Origin of the sequence: Halobium salinum, from assembly GCF_026586625.1 — an archaeon.
Classification (GTDB): Archaea; Halobacteriota; Halobacteria; order Halobacteriales; family Haloferacaceae; genus Halobium; species Halobium salinum.
The window spans coordinates 42306-61502 of the sequence record NZ_JAODIW010000007.1; the positions used below are offsets into that span (position 1 = coordinate 42306).

Sequence of the window (19197 nt, forward strand, 5' to 3'; positions counted from 1 at the left end):
TTTCTTTGTATTCCCGGTTTCTCCATTATCACGTGTCCAAACCAGATATCGAAGTCCTCGACGACGCCGATGGCTATCCATATTCGTCTCATATCAGTGTAGACGGCTCTGAACTGCGACACGGCGATCTCCTGCTTGTCTTTGAGTCTTCAGAAAGTTCGATCGTGAATTTTTTCGAGCGCGTATACGGGTTTACCTGGCCGGGAATTATCACTCACGTCATCGATGGACCGGTCCCTGCTGAGTTCCGTAGCTTCGAGTCACTCGCTGAAAAACTTCAAAACGGGAAAATCGCACTTGCCAAAGAGCGAGAACAGACTAGCTACTTTTCTGACGATGATACAATCCGAACACTCTCACTCTATCGTTACTTCCACAGCAATGGTTGGCAACCGATTCTCATCGACGAGTACCGAGATCCGCTTGAGCAGAGTTCTCTGACACAGTCGATTACACTCTGTGAAGACGCTAGCGAGGTTGTAGAGGAGTTATTCGAGGGCCAGTCGTTCTCGTCTGACTCTGAGCCAGACCAGATCCGTGACTTCCTCTTGTCTGCTGGATATGATGACGCTTCTATCCCTTCGATTGAACGCTGAACCCAGAATTATCCGAGACTCGCCTTAGCGACCTTTCAGGTGCTCCATGTAGTACGCTTTTTCCACAGTCCGTAGATCAAACTCCCCCGGATTCAGCTCACGAAGTTTGCCGAGGAGTCGCTCATAATTCGAGAGTGTGACCTGTGTATCGACTAACCCGAGAACCGCCTCGTTGATGTATCGATCCCCTATGGCATACTCTGTAGGGTTTCTAAACGTCATCAGGACTGTCGCAGTAGCATAACCCACTCCTGGAATCGCAGACAAGGTCTTCATCTGCTGTCGAGTCTTTCCAACAAGAAACGCAGCACTCGTAACAAATTCCACGAACTTTCCAGGGACAGAGCGAAGGTTTTCGATATACCGATCACGACGACTAGGTTGATTAGCTAATTTCCACCGGATTGCGTCGGCAACCTCGTCGACGCCGAGATGATTTTGTTCCTGAAGCAGGTCAGTCAACCGTTCCTCCACTACAGGATGCGTTTCTGGAAACTCTTGGGAATGATATCTGTTGAAGTCCTCCGCGAGGCGGTCGACCTCGGTCGCTGAGAGTTCAGTCATACCCACGCTTTACAATACGCCGTCTGATTTCATGAAATTCGCTTCCAATGTATCACTTGTGAGTCCCCTGTGTTTCAAAGCTGAATGTCGGGGAGCATCTCGAGGGCTTCGTTCAGGACGTATGCTTCAATGAGCTTGCGGGACGCCTTGGTTGTCCACTCCTTTGTCACTGCCGCTGAATCGAAGACCAGATTGAGCGCTTGCCAAAGGTGTGGGTGCTGAGTTCGAAGGAACCATCCCCAGATGACCGCGGTGAGAGCTGCTTGATGTTCCTGGGTTAGCTCTATTTTGTCAACGTTGATGGACGCCATTCGTTACGAAAACGTTCGTGTCAGGCGTGTATATATCTTGACTCCGCATTCGGTTGGATGAATTGGTGTCTACGTGGAATACCAATATTCTTATTCAATTAACTCTCTATTGGCTTATATAGGGCCGCTCAGACGACCGTGGTTTCTGGCTGGTTCACTCATATTCGAAGTCGTCGTCTTCAGAGTCAACCTCTGTCCCATCCTCAATCAGCACTGCCTGATATGAGAGGGTGCTAGTCTCGGTACTGGTGTTCTCTACAGGAACAATCTTACCGCCTGTCATGGGGGCCTGTAAGCCCCATTTGCGCTCAACATGGAACATAGTAGTCTTGGTTCCGCCATCTGAACTGACAGAAACTCGCACCTTGTAATCCGACCCTGACTTCAGGTTAGTGAGTGTGACTTGGAACCCGAGAGTGTTGAGTTCGCCAATGTTCGGTATCTCATGCACTTTCACCTCTGAGATATAAGCGGGCTCGGGTGAACGAGTAGGACTCTGCGTACGGGTAGGAGTATGTGGAGATCTGCTGTCCCCAGTTCTGCCTTCATTTGAAGAACAACCGGCCAGAAGCGATGCAGCCCCGAAAGAGGCGAGTGACAGGAGTTTACGTCTTTTCATCACAAAATGGTCTCTCTGAAACATATATGTTAGTTCCGCTGACGAAACTCTCCTTTTGTTTTTTTCAGATGTCTGTGGGCATAATCATTTCACGCACGAATCGAAGATATTCCTCGGCGACCCATTCACCTCGGCCGGTGAGCGAGTATTCCTTCCGGCGCTTGTCGCTTTCCTTCGTCTGTTTACTGATTAATCCTGATTCGACCATCCGGTCGAGACTTGGGTACAACCGCCCATGATTGATGTCTTCCGGGTAGAGATTTTCGAGCGCATTCTGGAGGGTCACTCCTTCCACTGTCTCAAATCGATAGATGAGACAGAGGAGATAGGTCTGAAAGGCGGTGAGGTCGGTTGGAATATTATACGTCGAAAAATCAATCGAACCGGCCGGCGGGGGGTCCTGGTCGCTTGCCCCCTCCTCGTCCGGTGGATCTGAATCAGCCATATTCACCCATCCTAGCACCGATGCTTAAAATTCTGTGCTTCAATTCAGACTGGACTCGATAGTTGTCATACCTTATCTAGCAGAAGCCAGGCGATTTCCCAGGATTCTTCAGCCGACTAGCTGTGCTTATACCACCTCTATTTCGATCTAAAGCCGATGCGTCTGCGCTCCCCAGTGATTCGGTCAGACTGGTGTAAATCGGACTCTTAGCGGCAATGAGTACGCTTTTGATTCCAACGGATAGGTCTCCTTGTAATCCGACCGTCTGAATACCAATGGCATGATGGCACTGAATCGTCTCGAAACCCCTGCCTGAATGCGGTCTACTTACTATTTTTGTCGGTTAGAAGCGCTATCTGTCGTCTAAGATAAATGCATCAATAGTCTTATCTAAGGTTTTTAGTGCCGTCACTATAATGAACTAATCATGCGCCATCGTCACGGTGTCGCACGATCCCTGGTCGTCCTGTTCGCGTTCACCGCAAGTACAGGCGTCGCTGCCGCCCAACAAAGCGAAATAAGCAGCTCACTCACGCAGATCGAGGAGTTCGTCGCCACAACCCTCGGTCAGATCGGTGTGATCGTCTTCCTCGTCGGCGCTGCCGTCTGGTTCGTTTCCAGACGCAGTGCCGACCGCGCCCAATGGGGCTGGCGCGGCATGTGGGGCGGCGCCGGGATGATCGTCCTCTCGGTCAGCTACAACGTGTTCGTCGGCCTCTTCGAGAACCTCGCCCCGGGGATGATTGTCCCAGTCCTTCCCTGAGCAGTGTCCTCGGGTGAGGCGAGAGCGGGCTACCGCTCTCTCCACCCCATCACTCTGACCTATGACGGACAGTCGTCCCCTCACTGGCCTCGTGGTTGTTGCCCTCCTCGCGCTCCCCGTCGTGAGTGCGGTCACAGCACCGACTGGTACCGCGCCCAACAACGGGACGCGTGCGTTCATCTCCGACGACCGCGATCCAGACGCCGGGGCTCTTCCGCCGTTCGTGCTCTCCACCCTCGACGATGTCGTCCGTGCGGAGAACGTCTCTGTGGCGAACATTAGTCGGATGCGCGATTTCTCCTACGCGACGACTCGACCACCGTATCGTGTCGGGCCGAACCAACAGACGCTTCGTGAGTACCGACTCGCCCAGTTGAACTCGATTCAGCGCAACGATTCGACGAGTCTCTGGCTCCCCGACTCACAACGCTCGAACGGCACGGTCGTCAAAGACGCCCATATCACGATTCTCGGGACAAACAAGGGAGTGCGTACTGGCATGGGAGCCAGCGAGGACAACCGCTCTGAAAACGCAAGTGACCGACTGCTGATTCCCCGGAATGGCACGGTTTTGACGCAGCTCGATTACTCGACGCTCCTTCCGAACCGGACATGTACCGTTGCCGGCGACACCAAGACCTGTCTCTCGTACGATCTCCTCGAGCAGCAGGTCGACCGAAGCGTCCGAATCGGCAATCAGACCTGGGAGAGTGATTCAGCGTCGCCGCGTCAACTCGAGTACGACGGGGCGAGCGCAACCGAGCCGACGACGATGCAGGTTCGCGCGACGATCAACTCAACCGTCGCTGTCACGACGAAGACCTACGTCCGCGACGGCGGTGGCTGGCAGCTGTCGAATACGACTGCCGATGAGACGCTCACCCTCTCGCACACGGTCCAGGACAGCGCTTCTGTGGTCGTCTCCACAAATCAGGACCTCAGCGTCACACAGACGGTCGTCCGCTCCGAGGAAGGGATTGACCGAATCATCCTCCGGTTCGAGGGCCCACAGACGCTCTCCGACCGCCGACTCTGGAGCTATGCTCGGTTCAAGGGGTCGGCTGGACGCGTTCAGAACGTGTGGGGCGTCTATTCGCAGCGCCGGTACACGAATGCGACACGCGGTCGACGGCTTCTCACGACGTCGAACACCACCCTCTCGCTCTCACCGAGTAACACGACCCGACTCAAACAGACGCTCGCACAGCAGCTCGCGGCCACAAACGAACGGCAGCGCACCGTCCCGTTCCCGAACGTCCTCGAACTGCGGCTCACCGCTCGTAGTCGGCAGCCGACGCTCCGCTGGACGCAGAACACGAGTGTCACCGCTGCTCCAGAGATTACGAGACTGAACGGCTTCAATATGTCCGGCAGCGCGGCCCCGCTTGACCGGCGTGTGAATCTCACCTCGGTGTCGCCTCGCGGCTACACGACAATCGTCATCACGAACGTCGACCAGCCGATTACAGAGCTCCGAGATATCCACAACGATTCGATTCCGGTGACCACACAGACCGTTCGCGAGCAGAACGCGAGTCTCTCCGCGACGACACTCAACGAGACGCACGCCCGGATCCAACTCACCGACGTCACCACTGGCCAACCGCTAGCGGGCCGAACCCTCTGGCTCAGCGGGGCCGCTCAGGGACGAGTAACGACGAACGCCGATGGCGCAGTTGTCGTCGAGCGGCGTGACCTCTACGTCACAGCCTCGTTCACGGGCGCGACCAACGTCTCCGAGAACGTCTACTACGGATCAGCACAGACACGAGTCGCGTTCCAGCCGGATCCATTCAACATCTACCAGCTCCTGACCAGCCTGGCGGGTGCGCTCGTCTCCGTGGCGGCGTTTCTCGTCTTCTTCGCACCGTTCGCGTACATGCGGCGGGGAACAGGCTAGCACTCGTGATGCACTTACTTGCATTTCCACCCTAAAGCTCACGCAACAAACGCACACCACCGAACTCAGACCACACGATGACCGGATCGAGATTCCACGTCCCACTCGACGTCGTCCACGACAGCATCGGTCCCGATACTCTGGCGTCCATCCAGCACGGCATCGCGACGCTGCCGACTGACGCCACGCTGGTTCCGCTCGCCGCCGTCTTCACCGACTGGATCGCGAACTTCTTCACCTACATCCTCACCGGGATTCTCGGCTTCATCGGCGAGCTCATCGCCAACGGGATGCGGACGTTCATCATCTTCGACAGCCCCTACTCCGACCCGACGATGCAGGCGGCCTTCCAGCACAATCTCGATATCTTCCCGCAGCTGCTCGTGATCATGTTCATGGCGGGGGTCGCAACGAAGCCGTTCGCCGATCAGCGGGAGGTGACGAACTTCATGCTCGTCTGGAAGGCGCTGAAGGTGATCATCTTCGTCGCCGTCGCCCGCCAGATCATGCACTTCGGCCTCCTGCTGACGAACGCGATCATTCGCCATATCTTCACCGCGAACTACGGTGCCGCATTCGGACCAGAGGTTCTGAAATCCAGTCTCGACGGGGCTGCGGCGTCGGGTGCTGGGGTGATCATCGGGGCGCTCATCCTGAGTATGGTGTCCGTGGCGGGCATCCTGCTGGCACTCGGTGTGTTCGTCCTCCGGGAGTTCCTGTTCAACGCGACGTTCATTCTCCTGCCCGTCCTCGGGGCGATGCTCTTCCTGGACTTTGGGCCGCTCCGCTACACCTCAGAGATCGCGAAAACCGCCCTCCGGGCGACGGCCTATATGCTCCTCGCCGGAATCGTGATGGCCGGTCTCTTGCAGACTGGCGCCGCGGCTGCCGGGGCGTACGCGGACATGGCCGGGCAGGGAGCAACAGTGGCACAGACTCAGCAGGCGAGTGATCCTGGGTTCGGGGAGGTCCTCGAGGCGTACCTCTTCTGGTTGATTGGCCTCGTCGCTCCCGCACTCGTCGGCATCAAATCAGCGGCGATGGCTGGGCTGTCGCCGCGGCGCATTTCTGGTCGTCAGGGTGCGAAGAGCAAATCGAGTTCCCAGAGTTCGTCGACGAACCAGTCTGGTGGAAAATCGACTCGTACCGCCCTGATGGAACAGGCGAGGCATGGAACGTCTAAGGGGCTGGGCTATGCTGATCGGAAAACTGGCGGAATCGGGAGCAGCGCTGTCAGTAGGGCTGAATCTGCAGCAGGTCGGGCAAGGAGTGCAGCCGGAAGCACAGCTACAACTGTCCTCTCTGAAGAGACTGTCAAGACGAGTAAGAAGGTAGGGGCTCAAGGAAAGAAGGGCGGAAAGCGTGCCGCTCAAGACGTCAAAGCCGGTGCCGACTACGCGACTCGAAATCTCCACCAATCACCTGTTGACTGGGCGGAAGCTGGTCTTGAGAGATACCGCGAGAACCCCGCTGTCGATACGTCGACGGAGACTGGACCTAACCAACAGAAGATAAGCGATTGGACGGATGAGTCCGCCGACAAGGATCGGTCAAAGTGAGATGATTGGAACACTGAGGATTGGAGATCTTCTGAGGAAGGTAGTTGTGGAGCTTCTCTCAACGGGTCTCTTTACAGCAAACTATGTGCTGGCCCCACTTGGGGTCATCTGGGTCGTCGCTAATACTCCCTCTTCGGTTAGAGGAGTGGCCGCTCTTTTAGGTGTTCCAGCCATCTGGATGCTCCCTTCGTTTACTGCAGCTCTGTTGACTGGAGCGATCTACCCAATGCATGGCGAGAACACCAAAAGTGCAGATATTGATTGGGTCTTTGGGATTCTCATTGGGTCAGCTGTATTAACAGCTGTATGGTTCCTCCCGGCTTGGGAGAACAGCTGGACGTCACTTGCAGAAACCCTCGCTCCACTTCGAGTCTCGTCTATGTTTGACCGTTTGTGGCTTATGGGTCTCAGTTGGATTGCGTGCATCCCCTTGATGATCTCGACGAGTCTCGGCACTGCTACGGACAATATCGAAGAAAAATCCTCGCCATCAGAGACGGCTCAAACTGATGAACTGGATTCGTCTGCTCCCAGGGCCACAAAGCATGCTAAGCATAAAGCTCCTCAGCACAGCGACGATTCAGACCAACTGCGCCCTACTCTTGGTGATCTCGAGTACGATTGGAAACCCGCTCCAAATGTTGGGTATCGGGACGTCGGTGGCCAAGATGAGCTGAAGAAAGAAATTACGCGATCTGTCCTCCGACCTCTGACTCGAATCGACGAAGCCTACGAGCGGTTTAACGTCTCCCCACCGAATGGAATTCTCCTGTACGGCCCACCCGGAACCGGGAAGACCCTATTCGCCCGAGCAATCGCTGGTGAACTCGGCCATCCGTATCTCGAGCTATCTGCGGGCGATATCAAATCCCGGTGGATCAACGAGTCGACCGAGCAGGTCAACCGGCTGTTCGACGAGGCCGAGCAGTTCAACCGGTGCGTCATCTTCATCGACGAAATCGATGCGCTGCTCGCTGGTCGCGGAAACGAGCTCCATCGTGAGCACGCCCAGGTCGTCAACGAGTTCCTCGCGCACCTGGACGACGAAGAGCCAAATTTCCTCGTAATTGCAGCGACGAATCGAGCCGACCTCCTCGACGAGGCCGCCACACGACGGGGACGCTTCGACCAGCAATACGAAATCGGCCTCCCTGACCACGACGCTCGTGAGGCGATCTTCCGCGTTCGACTCCGCGAACTTCCGACCGCACTCGACGAAGACGACTACCAAGAGCTAGCCGACCGTTCAGAGGAACTCAGTAGTGCTGACATCGTGGGGATCGTCGACGACGCCGCAATGCATGCCGCCGAGCGTGATGCAGAGGCAATCACGCTCGATGATCTTCACGAATCGTTTCCGGATCCCTCTACGGACACAAATACCTAACAAATCACGAATACTATAGAAAACCGATATCCCGGGAAAACTATTAACTATCTATCTTAGTAAGGAAATAATCACATGGAGACCTTCCCCATCGCAGGCCGGATCATCAACACGAAGTTGGTATTTGGTCTCACTGCCCGCGAAGTCGGCGAGGTCCTCATCATCCCATTCCTCGCCCTCGGCATCGCCCAGAGCCTCGGGTTCACCGGCACGCTCTTCCTGATTGCTGGCGGCATCGGTCTCACACTCGGCATCCTCATCCTCCTCGTTGCGCCCGCTGGCCAGCGACCGATCAGCTACGCCCGGGCCGCCGCAGACTACTATCTCTCATCGAACTCGTACTACAACCGCCGCACTCGAACAGAGGCAGAGACGCCTGTCGTCCAGGACGTCGTCGGCGTCCGGCAGGAGGGCCTTGACGTCGAAACGATCGAAGCCGAGCAGGAGACCGAATCGAGGTGACCACCCATGGGCTCTGCCTCCTCCGACGAGACCACCGACGGAACAACCGCCGACAGCGATGGGGAACACGACGTAGACGAGACAACGAACGGGAACGCTGCATCCGATAGTTCAACCAGACAATCGACGACGAGTGTATCGGCGGACGATTCCACCTCGACGCCGAGTTCCGAGTCACAGAACGGTACCCAGCCGACCGCGGCGACTCAAAACGGAGCGCCCGAGTCCGACCTCGAAGTCCTCCGCGCACTCGATAAGTTCCTCGACGACATCGACGAGGATCTCCCGACCGCTCGCGAACGGGCTCGGGCTCGCGACCACTTCGACCTCGAGAATCGACTCGGCGAGTCTACGACCACTCAAGAGAAACTCGGCTTTGACTACGTTCGTGACGACGGCATCGCCGTCGACGAGAACAGCTACATCGGACTGCTGAAAGTCCACCCCCAGAACTGGCTCTCGCTCAGTGACCAGGCGAAACGTGACACGATGAGCGCATACATGTCGTTCCTGATGTCGCTGGAGTCCAGCGTTGCGGTGCCCTGCTATCCGAAGACCTTCGACCTGACGGGGCATCTCGAACGCTTCTACACAGCCGGTGCAAGCATGGCCTCGCGGGGTCAGACGCCCATCCTCCAGTACGGACGCAAGTTCTACATCCAGTGGGCGAACACCAATATCGAAGACGAGGACCTCAAACAGCGCGATTTCTACATCGTCACGCGGGTCGACGCCGACCAGGTCCACAAGGACCTCGATACAGGAAGCGTATTGAGTCAGCTCGGGACGCTTCCGGTCATCGGGACGGTCTTTTCGGGGATCGTCGATCGAACACCACTGGGCGATTCCCACGAGGAGGCCCGCACCGAACTCTGTATCCGCGAAGTCCGGCAGCGCCAGCGCCGAATCACGAACAAACTCGGCCGGACGGACGTCTCCATCGAACGCGTCACCGACCGCCAGGAGACGATGGAGATTCTCTATCACTACTACAACCACGTCGACCCGAAGTTCGAGAAGTTCTCACACGCGACGAAAACGGAGGGTGAGCACTAATGGCGGGACGATTCGACCGTCTTCGCTCGTGGCTTCCCGTGGGGAGTAGCGAGCCGAGCATCGATGACATCGACGACGAGACCTTCGACCGCGCTGCGGAGATCCTCGAAGCGAACGGGGACGACCTCACGAAGGAGAACATCCGCGAACAAGCCGAGTACCTGCTTGAGGTCGAGGACGTCGACGAGGGTGAACTCCGGCTCGGCATTGTGCAGGACGAGACCGAGAAGACGCTTGCCGACCGGGATGTCATCGCTCCGCGCCAACTCCAGGAGGTCTCGAACCTCTTCGAGTCGGGGTATATGGTTCGCAACGACCAGTTCGTCCGCACCCTCACCATCCACGGCTATCCCGAACGCGTTCCCCTCGGGTGGCTCGAGAACCTGTACACGACGAACGACCACGTCCGCGTTACCCAACACATCGAGCCTCGCGATACTGGGTCAGTCCTCCGCAAACTCCAGAAACGCCTCACACAGCTGCGAGCCCGTCTCCACAAGAAACACGAGAAGAACCAGACCGACACCCACGAGGCTGAGGCCGACCGCGACATGGTCAAAGACCTCATCTGGGATATCATCCTCGGGGAGACGAAACTCTTCGACTTCGCGATCTACATCGAGATCATCGCCGACACCGAACAAGAACTCGATGACGCCACCGAACGCGTCGTCGAAACGCTTGGGGCCGCGAATGCTGAGGCGGTCACGCTCGACAAACGCCAGATCGAATCTCAGGACGCACTCGCGCCGCTGGGTGATGACCCGATCAAGGCCACCCAACTCATGCAGGAGACCGCCGTGGGGACGATGTTCCCGTTCATCGAGCCCGCCGTGGCTGACCCCGAGGGCGTCTTCTATGGCTTCGATGGGACGAACACGCCCGTTCTGCTCGATCGCTATCGGCTCTCGTCGTACTCGAAGGCGATTGCTGGAAAGATGGGGTCGGGGAAGACGTTCGCCGAGAAGCACGAGATGTACCATCGGCTGATGATGGACCCCGAGATCGAGATGCTCGTCCTCGATCCGCTTGGAGACTTCGTCGACTTCGCGAACGACCTCGGCGGCCAGGTCATCCGCTTCGGTGGGCAGAACACCGTGAATCCCCTCGAAATCCGGCGCGGCATCGACGACGTCGCCGACGACCCGTTCAAGAAGAAGTTCCGCTCCGTGATGGAGCTGTTCCGTACGCACTTCTCGGCGGTCGCGGACCAGTCGCTGAGCAAGGAACAGGAGGGTATCCTCCGGCGGGCTGTCCGTCTCGCCTATCTCAAGTACGGAATTACCCCCGACCCGGTGACGCACGAGAACACGAGTCCGACGATGCAGGACGTCCTCGACATCCTCCACGCGCTCACTGACGGCGACCGACCATCGGAGTTCATCGAGCTTCACGAGGATGCAAACGAGGAGCGCGTTCGCCCGGAGATCGAACAGCTGGAGATGCGATTCAAAGAGGCCGACGAGAAGTACGCCTACCAACTCCTCCTCGGTCTCGAAGCGTTCCAGCACGGTGGCGAGAACGACAATCTGAACGGGCGAACCAACGTCGAACTCGACAACCGGCTGGTCGTCATCGACATGTCGATGTTCGCCGATACCGGCCAAGCACCGCTGTTCATGCACGTCATGTTCGACTGGATCTACCAGCGTGCCCAGAGCAGTGACCGACGTACGCAGGTCACCATCGACGAGGCACACTACCTCCTGCGGCGAGCGGCGACGACGGACATGATCGACCTGTTCATCCGGCACAGTCGGCACTTCAACACGGCGATTACGCTCATTTCCCAGACGGTCGACGAGTTCATCGCGAAGTCCGACAAGAAGTCCGAGGAGGCCGTCGAGAAGGCGCGGAACGTCTACAACCTCTGCGACATCAAGCAAATCTTCCACCACGAGTCGGTCAGCGACGCAATGATCGACTTTCACGGCCTCACACCCTCCGAGCAGAACTTCATCGCGACCGCGCAGACCGGCGAAGACGGCGGCTACTCGGAGTGCCTACTCGCGGTGAATGACTGGACGAAGTCGCTCGCCCTCCACGTGAACGACTACGAGATCCACGTCCTCGATGACGACCTCGACCCGTGGGAGTATCTCGTCGACCAGCGATACATCGACGCTGGCGACGTCGAGTATCTCGCCGAAGAAGGCCGCGTCGACGACTACGACATCCCGGACTCACTGCTCGCTGAGGCCGGTGTCTCGACAGCACCGCAAGAGGCCGATGACTGAGACTCGTCGCTACGTCCGCATCGAACCAGCGCGGGAACGCGTCGACTCGGCCGATATCGTGTCCCGACTAGCTGGGTTGCGGAAGCTCCGCACCGGCTGGAAGGTCAAATACGACCCACGGAAGAGCCCGCCCACATTCGAGTTCCTCGCACTTACCCAAGGCGAAGACGCGCCGGTACGGTTCTATCTCGGCGTCGACGACGAGGAGATGCTGCCGACGGTCGAATCCGAGCTGCAGACTGCGTACCCAGCCAGCTACGAGATTTACGAGGAGACGGTTGACCTCCCCGCAGAACTTTGTCGTCCAGATACCGACGAGGAGGAGTCCCAACTCCCGGCAGAGGACTCCGACACAGAGGATCAGGAGGTGTCACTCTCTGAATGCACGCCAATCGCCGCTCGCTGGAGCGGCGTCGGTGAGCGGAGCCGCGACTGGATGACTCCGATCAAGCAGTACTCGCAGGTCCAAGAGGAAGGCACCAGTTCGGGAAACCCAGCACGAGCGCCACTCGCGACGGCCGTTGAACGACTCACAGAGGCCACAGCCCCCACCGCGTTGCAAGTGTTGTTCACACGGTACAGCAGCTGGCAGAAGTTCGCTGAAGGTCGCAAAAAGCAGATCGAGACGAAACACGACGGTGCCCTCCAGTCCGCTCGAACGAGTCTGGCGGATATGGTCTACGGGGCCGACGAAGAGCGGATTCGAGATCGCCGACGCGGTCGTGACCCGCCACACGTCGGTGAGAGCACCCGGCAGACGTCGAGTGCAGCCAGCGGAGAGGTCGCCTCCCGACAGGCGCTCATCGATCAGAAGGGACCCTCACAGACGTTTCTCGTGAACGTCCGGACTGTCGCCGTCCTCTCGAACGAGCCAGATGAGGCAGTCAAAGCACAGGCGGCGAACAATATCGAGACGCTGGCGAACGCGTTCAATCACCTGGATGGGTACTTCTACCATCTCGACGGGAGCCGCGTCACAAAGAGCCTGACCAACCTTCGAGACCCCGCCAAGAAAGAACTGAACCGATTGGTCAACCGTTCGTTCAACCAGTCCTCGATGGGGAAGCGCCGGCCCCAGCTCATTCTGAACGCGGATGAACTCGCGAACTTCGTGGCGGTGCCGAGCGCACAGACGTTGACCACCGAGGGCTCGCGTGGCGCTCGCGGGAAAGAGCGACTCCGCCAGCCACTACCGCTCCCAGATCCCGATCTCCTCGATGAGTTCGCCGGAACAGGCATGACAGTGGGGAAGCCCCTCCGGAACCGGAACGAATCCTTGGACCAACCTATTCGTATTCCGTCGGACCTCTTGACGACGAGCTACATTCGGGCTGCGTCGACCGGGAGTGGGAAGTCAACAGCTGTGCAGACCGAGATGCTCTCACTCCACGAGCACGTCGACGGCCCGACCGTCCTCCTCGAAGGGAAGGGCGATGGGATGGCCGAGAACTATCTCCACGCCCACTACGCCAAGAACGGAAACCTGGACGACGTCTACTATTTCAACGCGCCAGATACCCTGCCGGCGGTCTCGTTTTTCGATATTCGCCCCGCACTCGCGATGGGGCGTTCCCGCCAGGACGCCGTTCAGGACAAGGTTGAGCACTTCCACGAGATCATGCGGCTCATTCTCGGTGAGGAACGCCACGAGCAGGCGTACGTCGCCAACGAGATTCTCACCTTCCTGATCAAGGCGCTGTTCGACCGGGAGTACGGCCAGGACGCGTTCAGCCTCGAGGACCTGATTCAGGCTGTGTTCCGGATGAGCCGGGACCGGACGCTCCCCGAACTCTGCGAAGCGAACGCGCATATCGAACAGTCACTGGTTCAGAAGTGCCAGGTCGACGACCATCAGTTCCAGCAGACGATGGGGGCCGCAGCGAATCGCCTCGACAAGATCGTCGAGCACGAGCATCTCTACCAGATGTTCACCCACGTCCCCGAGTGGGACGACGAGGCCGAGGAGTACGTCGGGAACGCCTTCGACTTCCGCGAATTCGTCGACGACGACGCAGTCATCCTGTTCGACCTTGGTGAGTTCCGCGCCGAATCCCAGCACGCCCTGACGATGATCCTGCTGAGCAATCTCTGGGACGCCGTCCAGGGCCGTCGTGGCGCTGGGCGGTCGCTGAACAGTGGGGCTCGTCAGAGCGAGAGCGACGCCGACGATTCGATTGTGAATATGATCATCGAGGAGGCGGCAGCTGTCACGACTTCCTCGCTGGTCTACGAGCAGTTCATCCCCCAGGGGCGAGCCTTCGGTGTGAGTCTCGGTCTGATCCTGCAGTACCCCGAGCAGGTCGCGCAGTACAGCACGTCGGACCGGGCGTACACGGAGATTCTGAACAACGTCAAGACGAAGCTCATCGGGAATATCGCGACGGACGCGAAGCTCGCCGAGTCGATGGCCCACGAGAATCTGAATACGACCGAGTTCCGGAATCGCGTGAGCCGCCTGCCAGCCGGTGAGTGGATCGTCCAGCTACCGAGTCCACAGTTCGGCCAGACCGGCCCGGCGCCGTTCTCACTTGCATCGCTACCGATTCCCGACGGCCATCCCGAGAGCGATGCGCCGCTGTCGGGTGACGACCGGCATCTCTTCGAGGAACAGCAGATTCCCCGGGTGATGCGGCGAACGCAGGACGAATGCAGTTTGCCGGGCCGGACGAATCAATTTGCCCGCGAGGAAGTTCGGGAGACGCTGGACGAGGTCGGCGAGGACACCGACGCAGACGTGGCATCGTCGAGCGCGAGTACAGCGGGCGCTGGAGCCGCCGACGGCGGCAGCCCATCGGATGCACCATTCTTCGGTGCGAATGGCGAGAGCGACGACACAGGCGTCGTTGCGAAGGACGAGGCAACGAACACAGCGGATGCCCCAGGCACCTCATCGAGTGACGAGCGAGACATCGGGAGTGCGCCCATGTTCGGCGCTACTGCAGACGGGTCACAGGAATCCGAGGGAAGCCAACAACTCTCGGCTGTGGGACAGGCAGCGTCAGAACACCGTGAGGAGCGCAGCGAGGCTTCAGAAATTCAAACCATGAACGGCGATGAAGAGACAGCGGATTCGGCGGAGACGACCAGTGGAGATTCGCTGCCCGAGCACGTGAGTTACGACGCGGACACCGAGTGCTACGTCTGTGATGTCTGTGGCTCTGAATATCCCACGTCCGAAGAGCGAAAGGCCAGTGCGTGTTGTCAATTCGCGTCTAAAGACGATGTGTTCGTTGCCGCCAAGCGCGCTCGCTCCACCGCTTCGACATCCAGTGAACTCTTCACTCGACTCGGGACAATCACCGAGCACGCTGAATCGTACGGCATCGAGGTGACGATTCAGGACTTCGCATCACTCGATGAATCTACTGAGGAGTCCTCTGCTTCCAACGGAGGGTCAGAGCACCCACCAGGACCAGAGGAGAATCAGAATCCGGAGGTGTCCCCATCGACCCGATTCAAGGACGCCACGACGAGCATTCCGGATGAGACGCTCCGCGAGGAAGGCATCACACGTGATGAGGCCGCCTTCCTCGGGCTCGTACTGGATGCGATGAACCACCAGATCGAGGAGTATTCGCTGCTGGAGAGCATGACCGTGCTCAAAGAGCCATTCTCTAATCTTGACCTCGAGACGCTCAAAGAGAAGGAGTTCATCGAAGAGCACCGGTCGTTCTGGCAGACGTACTATACGGTCCTCCCCGCTGGGCGACGGTTCCTCGATCGGTCACTCGATACCAGCCCTGGTATCGGTGATCTCGGTGAGAAAACGCCACACAAGGCTGGCGTTGTGTTCCTCGAAGCATGGCTCACCCAGCAGGAAGACGTTGCTCGCACGGCCGTCTACCATCACCATTCGGAGGATGTCGTATTTGACGTTGCGGGGTTCGATGCCGCTGACGAACTCGTCTGGGTAGGGGAAGTCGAAACCCCGAGCAACAATCCCGACGCGCTGCTCTCGGATTACGAGAAGCTAGCGAGCGTCGACGCGGCTGCTGTCTGGGCGTGTGAAGACAAGGACCTCATTCTGGAGATCATCGAATCACTCACAGACACAGTCGATATCTCGTTGACGTCCACGCAAACCCGGACGATTAGTTCGCTTCGCGCGGCGATCAACGACCACGACCTGCAGGGAATGGACGCTCTCCATACGTTCCGGAGCCTGAAAACGGAGGTCGACCAAGACCCATGACTGGGGAGTGGCGAGAAGCAACCCGTGAGGAGCTCCACACCTACTACACAGAGACGTTTCCGGACCACCTCGACGCCCTCCCGTCATTCCTTACAGCCAGTGGCCCGAAGCAGTACGCTATCGCCTTCCGCGAGGCATACCCGATCCGGAAGCAGAACGCTCCCGATCGGTCGTTCATCCGCCGCGATACTTGGCAGACCAGCAACTCCGGCGAGCGAACCATCCAGCAGTTCGGCTCGGTGGAGGACCTCGTCGAATTCATTCAGTACCCCGCCCGCTACGACCCCGCTCAGGGGAGTACCTACGCGCTCGCAGACCCGGATCTCCTAGAACGACCAGAACCACGCCCTGACGCAGTCTACTACGCGCTCGATCACTGGGAGCGACCATGGGTCCTCGCGGTCGATATCGACGCGAAGGACATCGCGGCACAGCGCGCTTCCAGTGAATCAACCGATGGGAAAGCCGACGATGTTGGGACTGAGCAGCTTCGTGCTACAGGTGTCCTTGACAGCCCACCTGAGGGATATCCCTACGCGTTCGAGGATATCGAGCAGGCTCTTGAGTACGGATTTGCCGTCCGGGACATCTTCGAGGACGACTTCGCAGCCGACGAGACGATGGTTGTCTACTCGGGGCAGGGCTGTCACGTCTACCTGCTCGATGCAGATCGCGAACACCACTACGACGAGCAAAGTCGCGAGGTCATCAACGACCTGCTCCTCGAAGAATATGAGATTCCCATCGATCCGGTCGTCACGGCCGACCGGCGCCGAGTGATGCGGCTGCTGTACTCGCTACACGCCGATGTCTCGCGTGTTGTTCAGCCGATCTACGATCCGAGATTCGATTTCCGGACTGAAGCAACGCCCGAGTTCCTCGAATCATGAGCCGAGACACGCCAGCAGACGACGAGTACACGGCGTATCGAGTTGCAGCACTCCCACGAGACAAGGGCGAGTTACAGCTGACGCAGCTGTTCGAACGCGGGTATCAGCGGTGGACAGTCGATGGCGAGCAGCAAACAGAGAAGATGCTCGCAGACATCGAGCGGTTCACTACCGATGCGTTCGCGCCAAGCACACGGGAGGAGGCGGCGGAGCGCCCCTATGTGGATGACCCGGGCGCGCTTGCCATCCTCACGACGCTCGGGGCGGTCTGCATCATGGACCATCCGAAACTCGAAGATACGCCACCCCGTCATCTCGCGCTCCTCGGTGATCTCCGCGAACTCTACGTCAACAATATCGCCTCACTCGTTCGCGAGTACGAAGACTGGTCGCTCCACCAGGAAATCGCCGAAACCCTCTACGCGAAAGACCCCGGTGAGGACGGTGTCCATCCGGGGCGTGTCTGTACGGACATCACCGAACGCCCCGAGTTCGGAGAGGGGTACTACCTCGAAATTCCGCTCGTCGCCGCCTCACGAAAGTGCCTCGCTCGTTCGGAGGGGGATGAGAACCAGCAGGGCGAGATCAAAGCACATGTCGCGGACAACCATCTGTACGTTCCCGTCTCGGACTTCATGGAAAAGTACCGTGAGTACACAGAGGACGCCTTTGGGCGGCTGCTCGCAGTTCAAGAAGAGGCGCTGACCGCAGACCAACGAAGCTGGCTCACCGCGAACGAATCAGCGATCACTGACCGTATCGACCGGTTCTTCCAGGCTGGGCAGACCCATCGCGTATGGGAGAACTGGAGCCGACAGAAACGTGACCTGCTGACGATCATCAACGCCGTCTCCGCCGCTGACGACGATGTCGCCCAACTCGGTGAGACGCAGACTGCACGCGACCTCTACCAAGCGGTTGACGCATACGAGCCGAAGCGAACGTGGGAGCGAAGAGTCTGTGAGTCGATTTCTTCGCCGCGAAGTCTCGGGACGGTGCTCTCGCGGAACCGCGATCACGCGAGCGTCACCGTCGAGAACGCGCGCTTGAATCGGTACACGCTCACCGAATACAGCGACGGTGCGCAACCCCTCCACGTCGACGAGCTCGCAGATCTGTTCGAGTTGCCCTGTATGGCAGCGATGGACGAGCGCCTGCAGGAGAAGAAACCCGTTCGGAAGGACCTGTTCAATCTGGTGCGGATGGCGTGGTGGCTCCCACAGTACCGGGACGCGAGTACGGAGGAATTCATCAGCGACGTGAAAGACTTGTTCTCGCGGTGGCCCTGGTACGACGACGAGGTGACTGAGTACCAGATTCGGTACGAACTCGACAACGACATCGGTGGCGAGATACCCCTCCCGATGAATTGTACGAATGATGATATGCAGCGGTACTGCATCGGGCGCGACCAGTGTCCGTACTCGATCTATGGAAGCCTCCCCTTCCCCGATGAGATGTACGAGCAGATCGATGACCAAGGAGCGTCTCCCTCACAGTAACTGACCGAGTCGAGCGGACCCGGTCACTGTTGTCAGTTCGAGTAGCTATTCATCCGCCGGTCTTTCTAGAACGTTTGGGACTACGGGTTGCAAATACGAATGAGGGCTTCTCCGTGAGTAATTGAGCAGTCTTAGCGGTTCCACCCCCTCAGTTTTCATTTATCGTCGGAACTTGCTTTCATATAGGATACGTAACCTTTTCCCACCGATTTCCCGTTTCACCGATATTCAGCAGATAGCAGCCGTCAAACGTTGCATATATCAACGTGAGTTCCGAGACTCGCTTTCAGATAACAAATAACGCCCTCAAATCAGGCTTCCGTTATCCTATGCAATTCTGCAGCCGCCAAATCGGAATTCGCACCTCGAAAATCGTCCAAAGGAAGGGTGGGGTACGAGGTGCGAATCCGGTGTGTTGCAAAGAGGGGATTCAGGAAGGGTCGAAGTAGGGGCGGAACTTGGAAAACTATCAGCTGTGGATAACACAGTAGGTGCCGTAGTCGGGGAGTGAGATTGAGGGAGACAGGGAAGGGGCTACGAATCGATGATGCGCAGCAGATGTAGATCGCGTAGGGGTAAATTGAGGTTCTCCATTCAACGCGAGATGGTTTTTCAGACTGCGTATAAATTCGGAAGGAGAGCTAATTCGGCCCCATCTAGTAGCCAGTGTGTTGACCGGCGGTGAGTCAGGAGTAACGAGCAGCTGACGACTCC

The 19197-nt window shown here is 58.2% G+C and carries 14 protein-coding genes; 11 read left to right on the forward strand and 3 right to left on the reverse strand.

All coding sequences use genetic code 11. The annotated features are described in order from the left end of the window. The first annotated feature begins 32 nt into the window (after nt 1–32). The gene (locus tag N5095_RS11725) at nt 33–596 is read left to right on the forward strand and encodes a hypothetical protein (RefSeq protein ID WP_267623066.1); all 564 of its coding nucleotides are present in this window, start codon (nt 33–35) and stop codon (nt 594–596) included. Nucleotides 597–620: 24 nt separating this feature from the next. Here N5095_RS11725 and N5095_RS11730 read toward each other — a convergent pair whose 3' ends face one another. From N5095_RS11730 to N5095_RS11740, 3 genes are all read right to left on the reverse strand, one after another. Beyond that, complete coding sequence (locus N5095_RS11730) at nt 621–1160, reverse strand: HhH-GDP family DNA glycosylase (protein ID WP_267623067.1); 540 nt, start codon at nt 1158–1160, stop codon at nt 621–623. Nucleotides 1161–1234: 74 nt separating this feature from the next. Further along, a complete protein-coding gene (locus tag N5095_RS11735; protein ID WP_267623068.1) occupies nt 1235–1471 on the reverse strand; it encodes a hypothetical protein in 237 nt (78 codons plus the stop codon). Between the two features lie 683 nt (nt 1472–2154). Beyond that, the gene (locus tag N5095_RS11740) at nt 2155–2535 is read right to left on the reverse strand and encodes a PadR family transcriptional regulator (protein ID WP_267623069.1); all 381 of its coding nucleotides are present in this window, start codon (nt 2533–2535) and stop codon (nt 2155–2157) included. A gap of 427 nt (nt 2536–2962) precedes the next feature. Here N5095_RS11740 and N5095_RS11745 point away from each other — a divergent pair, with 427 nt between their 5' ends. The 10 genes from N5095_RS11745 to N5095_RS11790 all read left to right on the forward strand — a co-directional run bounded on the left by N5095_RS11745 (nt 2963) and on the right by N5095_RS11790 (nt 18483). Further along, on the forward strand, nt 2963–3298 hold the full coding sequence (locus N5095_RS11745; RefSeq protein ID WP_089872516.1) for a hypothetical protein: 336 nt from the start codon (nt 2963–2965) through the stop codon (nt 3296–3298). Between the two features lie 61 nt (nt 3299–3359). Continuing rightward, a complete protein-coding gene (locus N5095_RS11750) occupies nt 3360–5198 on the forward strand; it encodes a DUF8186 domain-containing protein (protein WP_267623070.1) in 1839 nt (612 codons plus the stop codon). A 77-nt stretch (nt 5199–5275) separates the two neighbouring features. Next, nucleotides 5276–6757, forward strand: a complete 1482-nt coding sequence (locus N5095_RS11755) for a TrbL/VirB6 family protein (protein WP_267623071.1) — start codon at nt 5276–5278, stop codon at nt 6755–6757. A 1-nt stretch (nt 6758) separates the two neighbouring features. Then, entirely contained in the window at nt 6759–8144 is a 1386-nt protein-coding gene (locus N5095_RS11760) for an AAA family ATPase (protein WP_267623072.1), read from the forward strand. A 75-nt stretch (nt 8145–8219) separates the two neighbouring features. Further along, a complete protein-coding gene (locus tag N5095_RS11765; protein WP_267623073.1) occupies nt 8220–8606 on the forward strand; it encodes a hypothetical protein in 387 nt (128 codons plus the stop codon). 6 nt (nt 8607–8612) lie between these two features. Beyond that, nucleotides 8613–9662, forward strand: a complete 1050-nt coding sequence (locus N5095_RS11770) for a TraC-like domain-containing protein (protein ID WP_267623074.1) — start codon at nt 8613–8615, stop codon at nt 9660–9662. After that, complete coding sequence (locus N5095_RS11775) at nt 9662–11899, forward strand: VirB4 family type IV secretion system protein (RefSeq protein WP_267623075.1); 2238 nt, start codon at nt 9662–9664, stop codon at nt 11897–11899. Before N5095_RS11770 ends, N5095_RS11775 begins: the two co-directional genes overlap by 1 nt. Further along, nucleotides 11892–16091 (forward strand): hypothetical protein, encoded by a 4200-nt coding sequence (locus N5095_RS11780; RefSeq protein WP_267623076.1) that lies wholly within the window; start codon nt 11892–11894, stop codon nt 16089–16091. The genes N5095_RS11775 and N5095_RS11780 overlap by 8 nt, the downstream gene beginning before the upstream one ends. Next, nucleotides 16088–16981, forward strand: coding sequence for a bifunctional DNA primase/polymerase (locus tag N5095_RS11785; RefSeq protein ID WP_267623077.1), 894 nt, complete (start codon nt 16088–16090; stop codon nt 16979–16981). Before N5095_RS11780 ends, N5095_RS11785 begins: the two co-directional genes overlap by 4 nt. Next, nucleotides 16978–18483 carry a primase-associated protein gene (locus N5095_RS11790; protein ID WP_267623078.1) on the forward strand — a complete coding sequence of 502 codons (1506 nt, stop codon included), beginning with the start codon at nt 16978–16980 and terminating at the stop codon, nt 18481–18483. Before N5095_RS11785 ends, N5095_RS11790 begins: the two co-directional genes overlap by 4 nt. Nucleotides 18484–19197 lie beyond the last annotated feature (714 nt).

Bases quoted from the DNA above. Each gene is read 5' to 3' on its own strand.
- N5095_RS11785 (WP_267623077.1), top strand. From the start codon at position 16,088: ATGACTGGGGAGTGGCGAGAAGCAACCCGTGAGGAGCTCCACACCTAC.
- N5095_RS11730 (WP_267623067.1), bottom strand. From the start codon at position 1,160: ATGACTGAACTCTCAGCGACCGAGGTCGACCGCCTCGCGGAGGACTTC.
- N5095_RS11740 (WP_267623069.1), bottom strand. From the start codon at position 2,535: ATGGCTGATTCAGATCCACCGGACGAGGAGGGGGCAAGCGACCAGGAC.
- N5095_RS11790 (WP_267623078.1), top strand. From the start codon at position 16,978: ATGAGCCGAGACACGCCAGCAGACGACGAGTACACGGCGTATCGAGTT.
- N5095_RS11780 (WP_267623076.1), top strand. From the start codon at position 11,892: ATGACTGAGACTCGTCGCTACGTCCGCATCGAACCAGCGCGGGAACGC.
- N5095_RS11765 (WP_267623073.1), top strand. From the start codon at position 8,220: ATGGAGACCTTCCCCATCGCAGGCCGGATCATCAACACGAAGTTGGTA.
- N5095_RS11745 (WP_089872516.1), top strand. From the start codon at position 2,963: ATGCGCCATCGTCACGGTGTCGCACGATCCCTGGTCGTCCTGTTCGCG.
- N5095_RS11770 (WP_267623074.1), top strand. From the start codon at position 8,613: ATGGGCTCTGCCTCCTCCGACGAGACCACCGACGGAACAACCGCCGAC.
- N5095_RS11750 (WP_267623070.1), top strand. From the start codon at position 3,360: ATGACGGACAGTCGTCCCCTCACTGGCCTCGTGGTTGTTGCCCTCCTC.
- N5095_RS11760 (WP_267623072.1), top strand. From the start codon at position 6,759: ATGATTGGAACACTGAGGATTGGAGATCTTCTGAGGAAGGTAGTTGTG.
- N5095_RS11735 (WP_267623068.1), bottom strand. From the start codon at position 1,471: ATGGCGTCCATCAACGTTGACAAAATAGAGCTAACCCAGGAACATCAA.
- N5095_RS11775 (WP_267623075.1), top strand. From the start codon at position 9,662: ATGGCGGGACGATTCGACCGTCTTCGCTCGTGGCTTCCCGTGGGGAGT.
- N5095_RS11755 (WP_267623071.1), top strand. From the start codon at position 5,276: ATGACCGGATCGAGATTCCACGTCCCACTCGACGTCGTCCACGACAGC.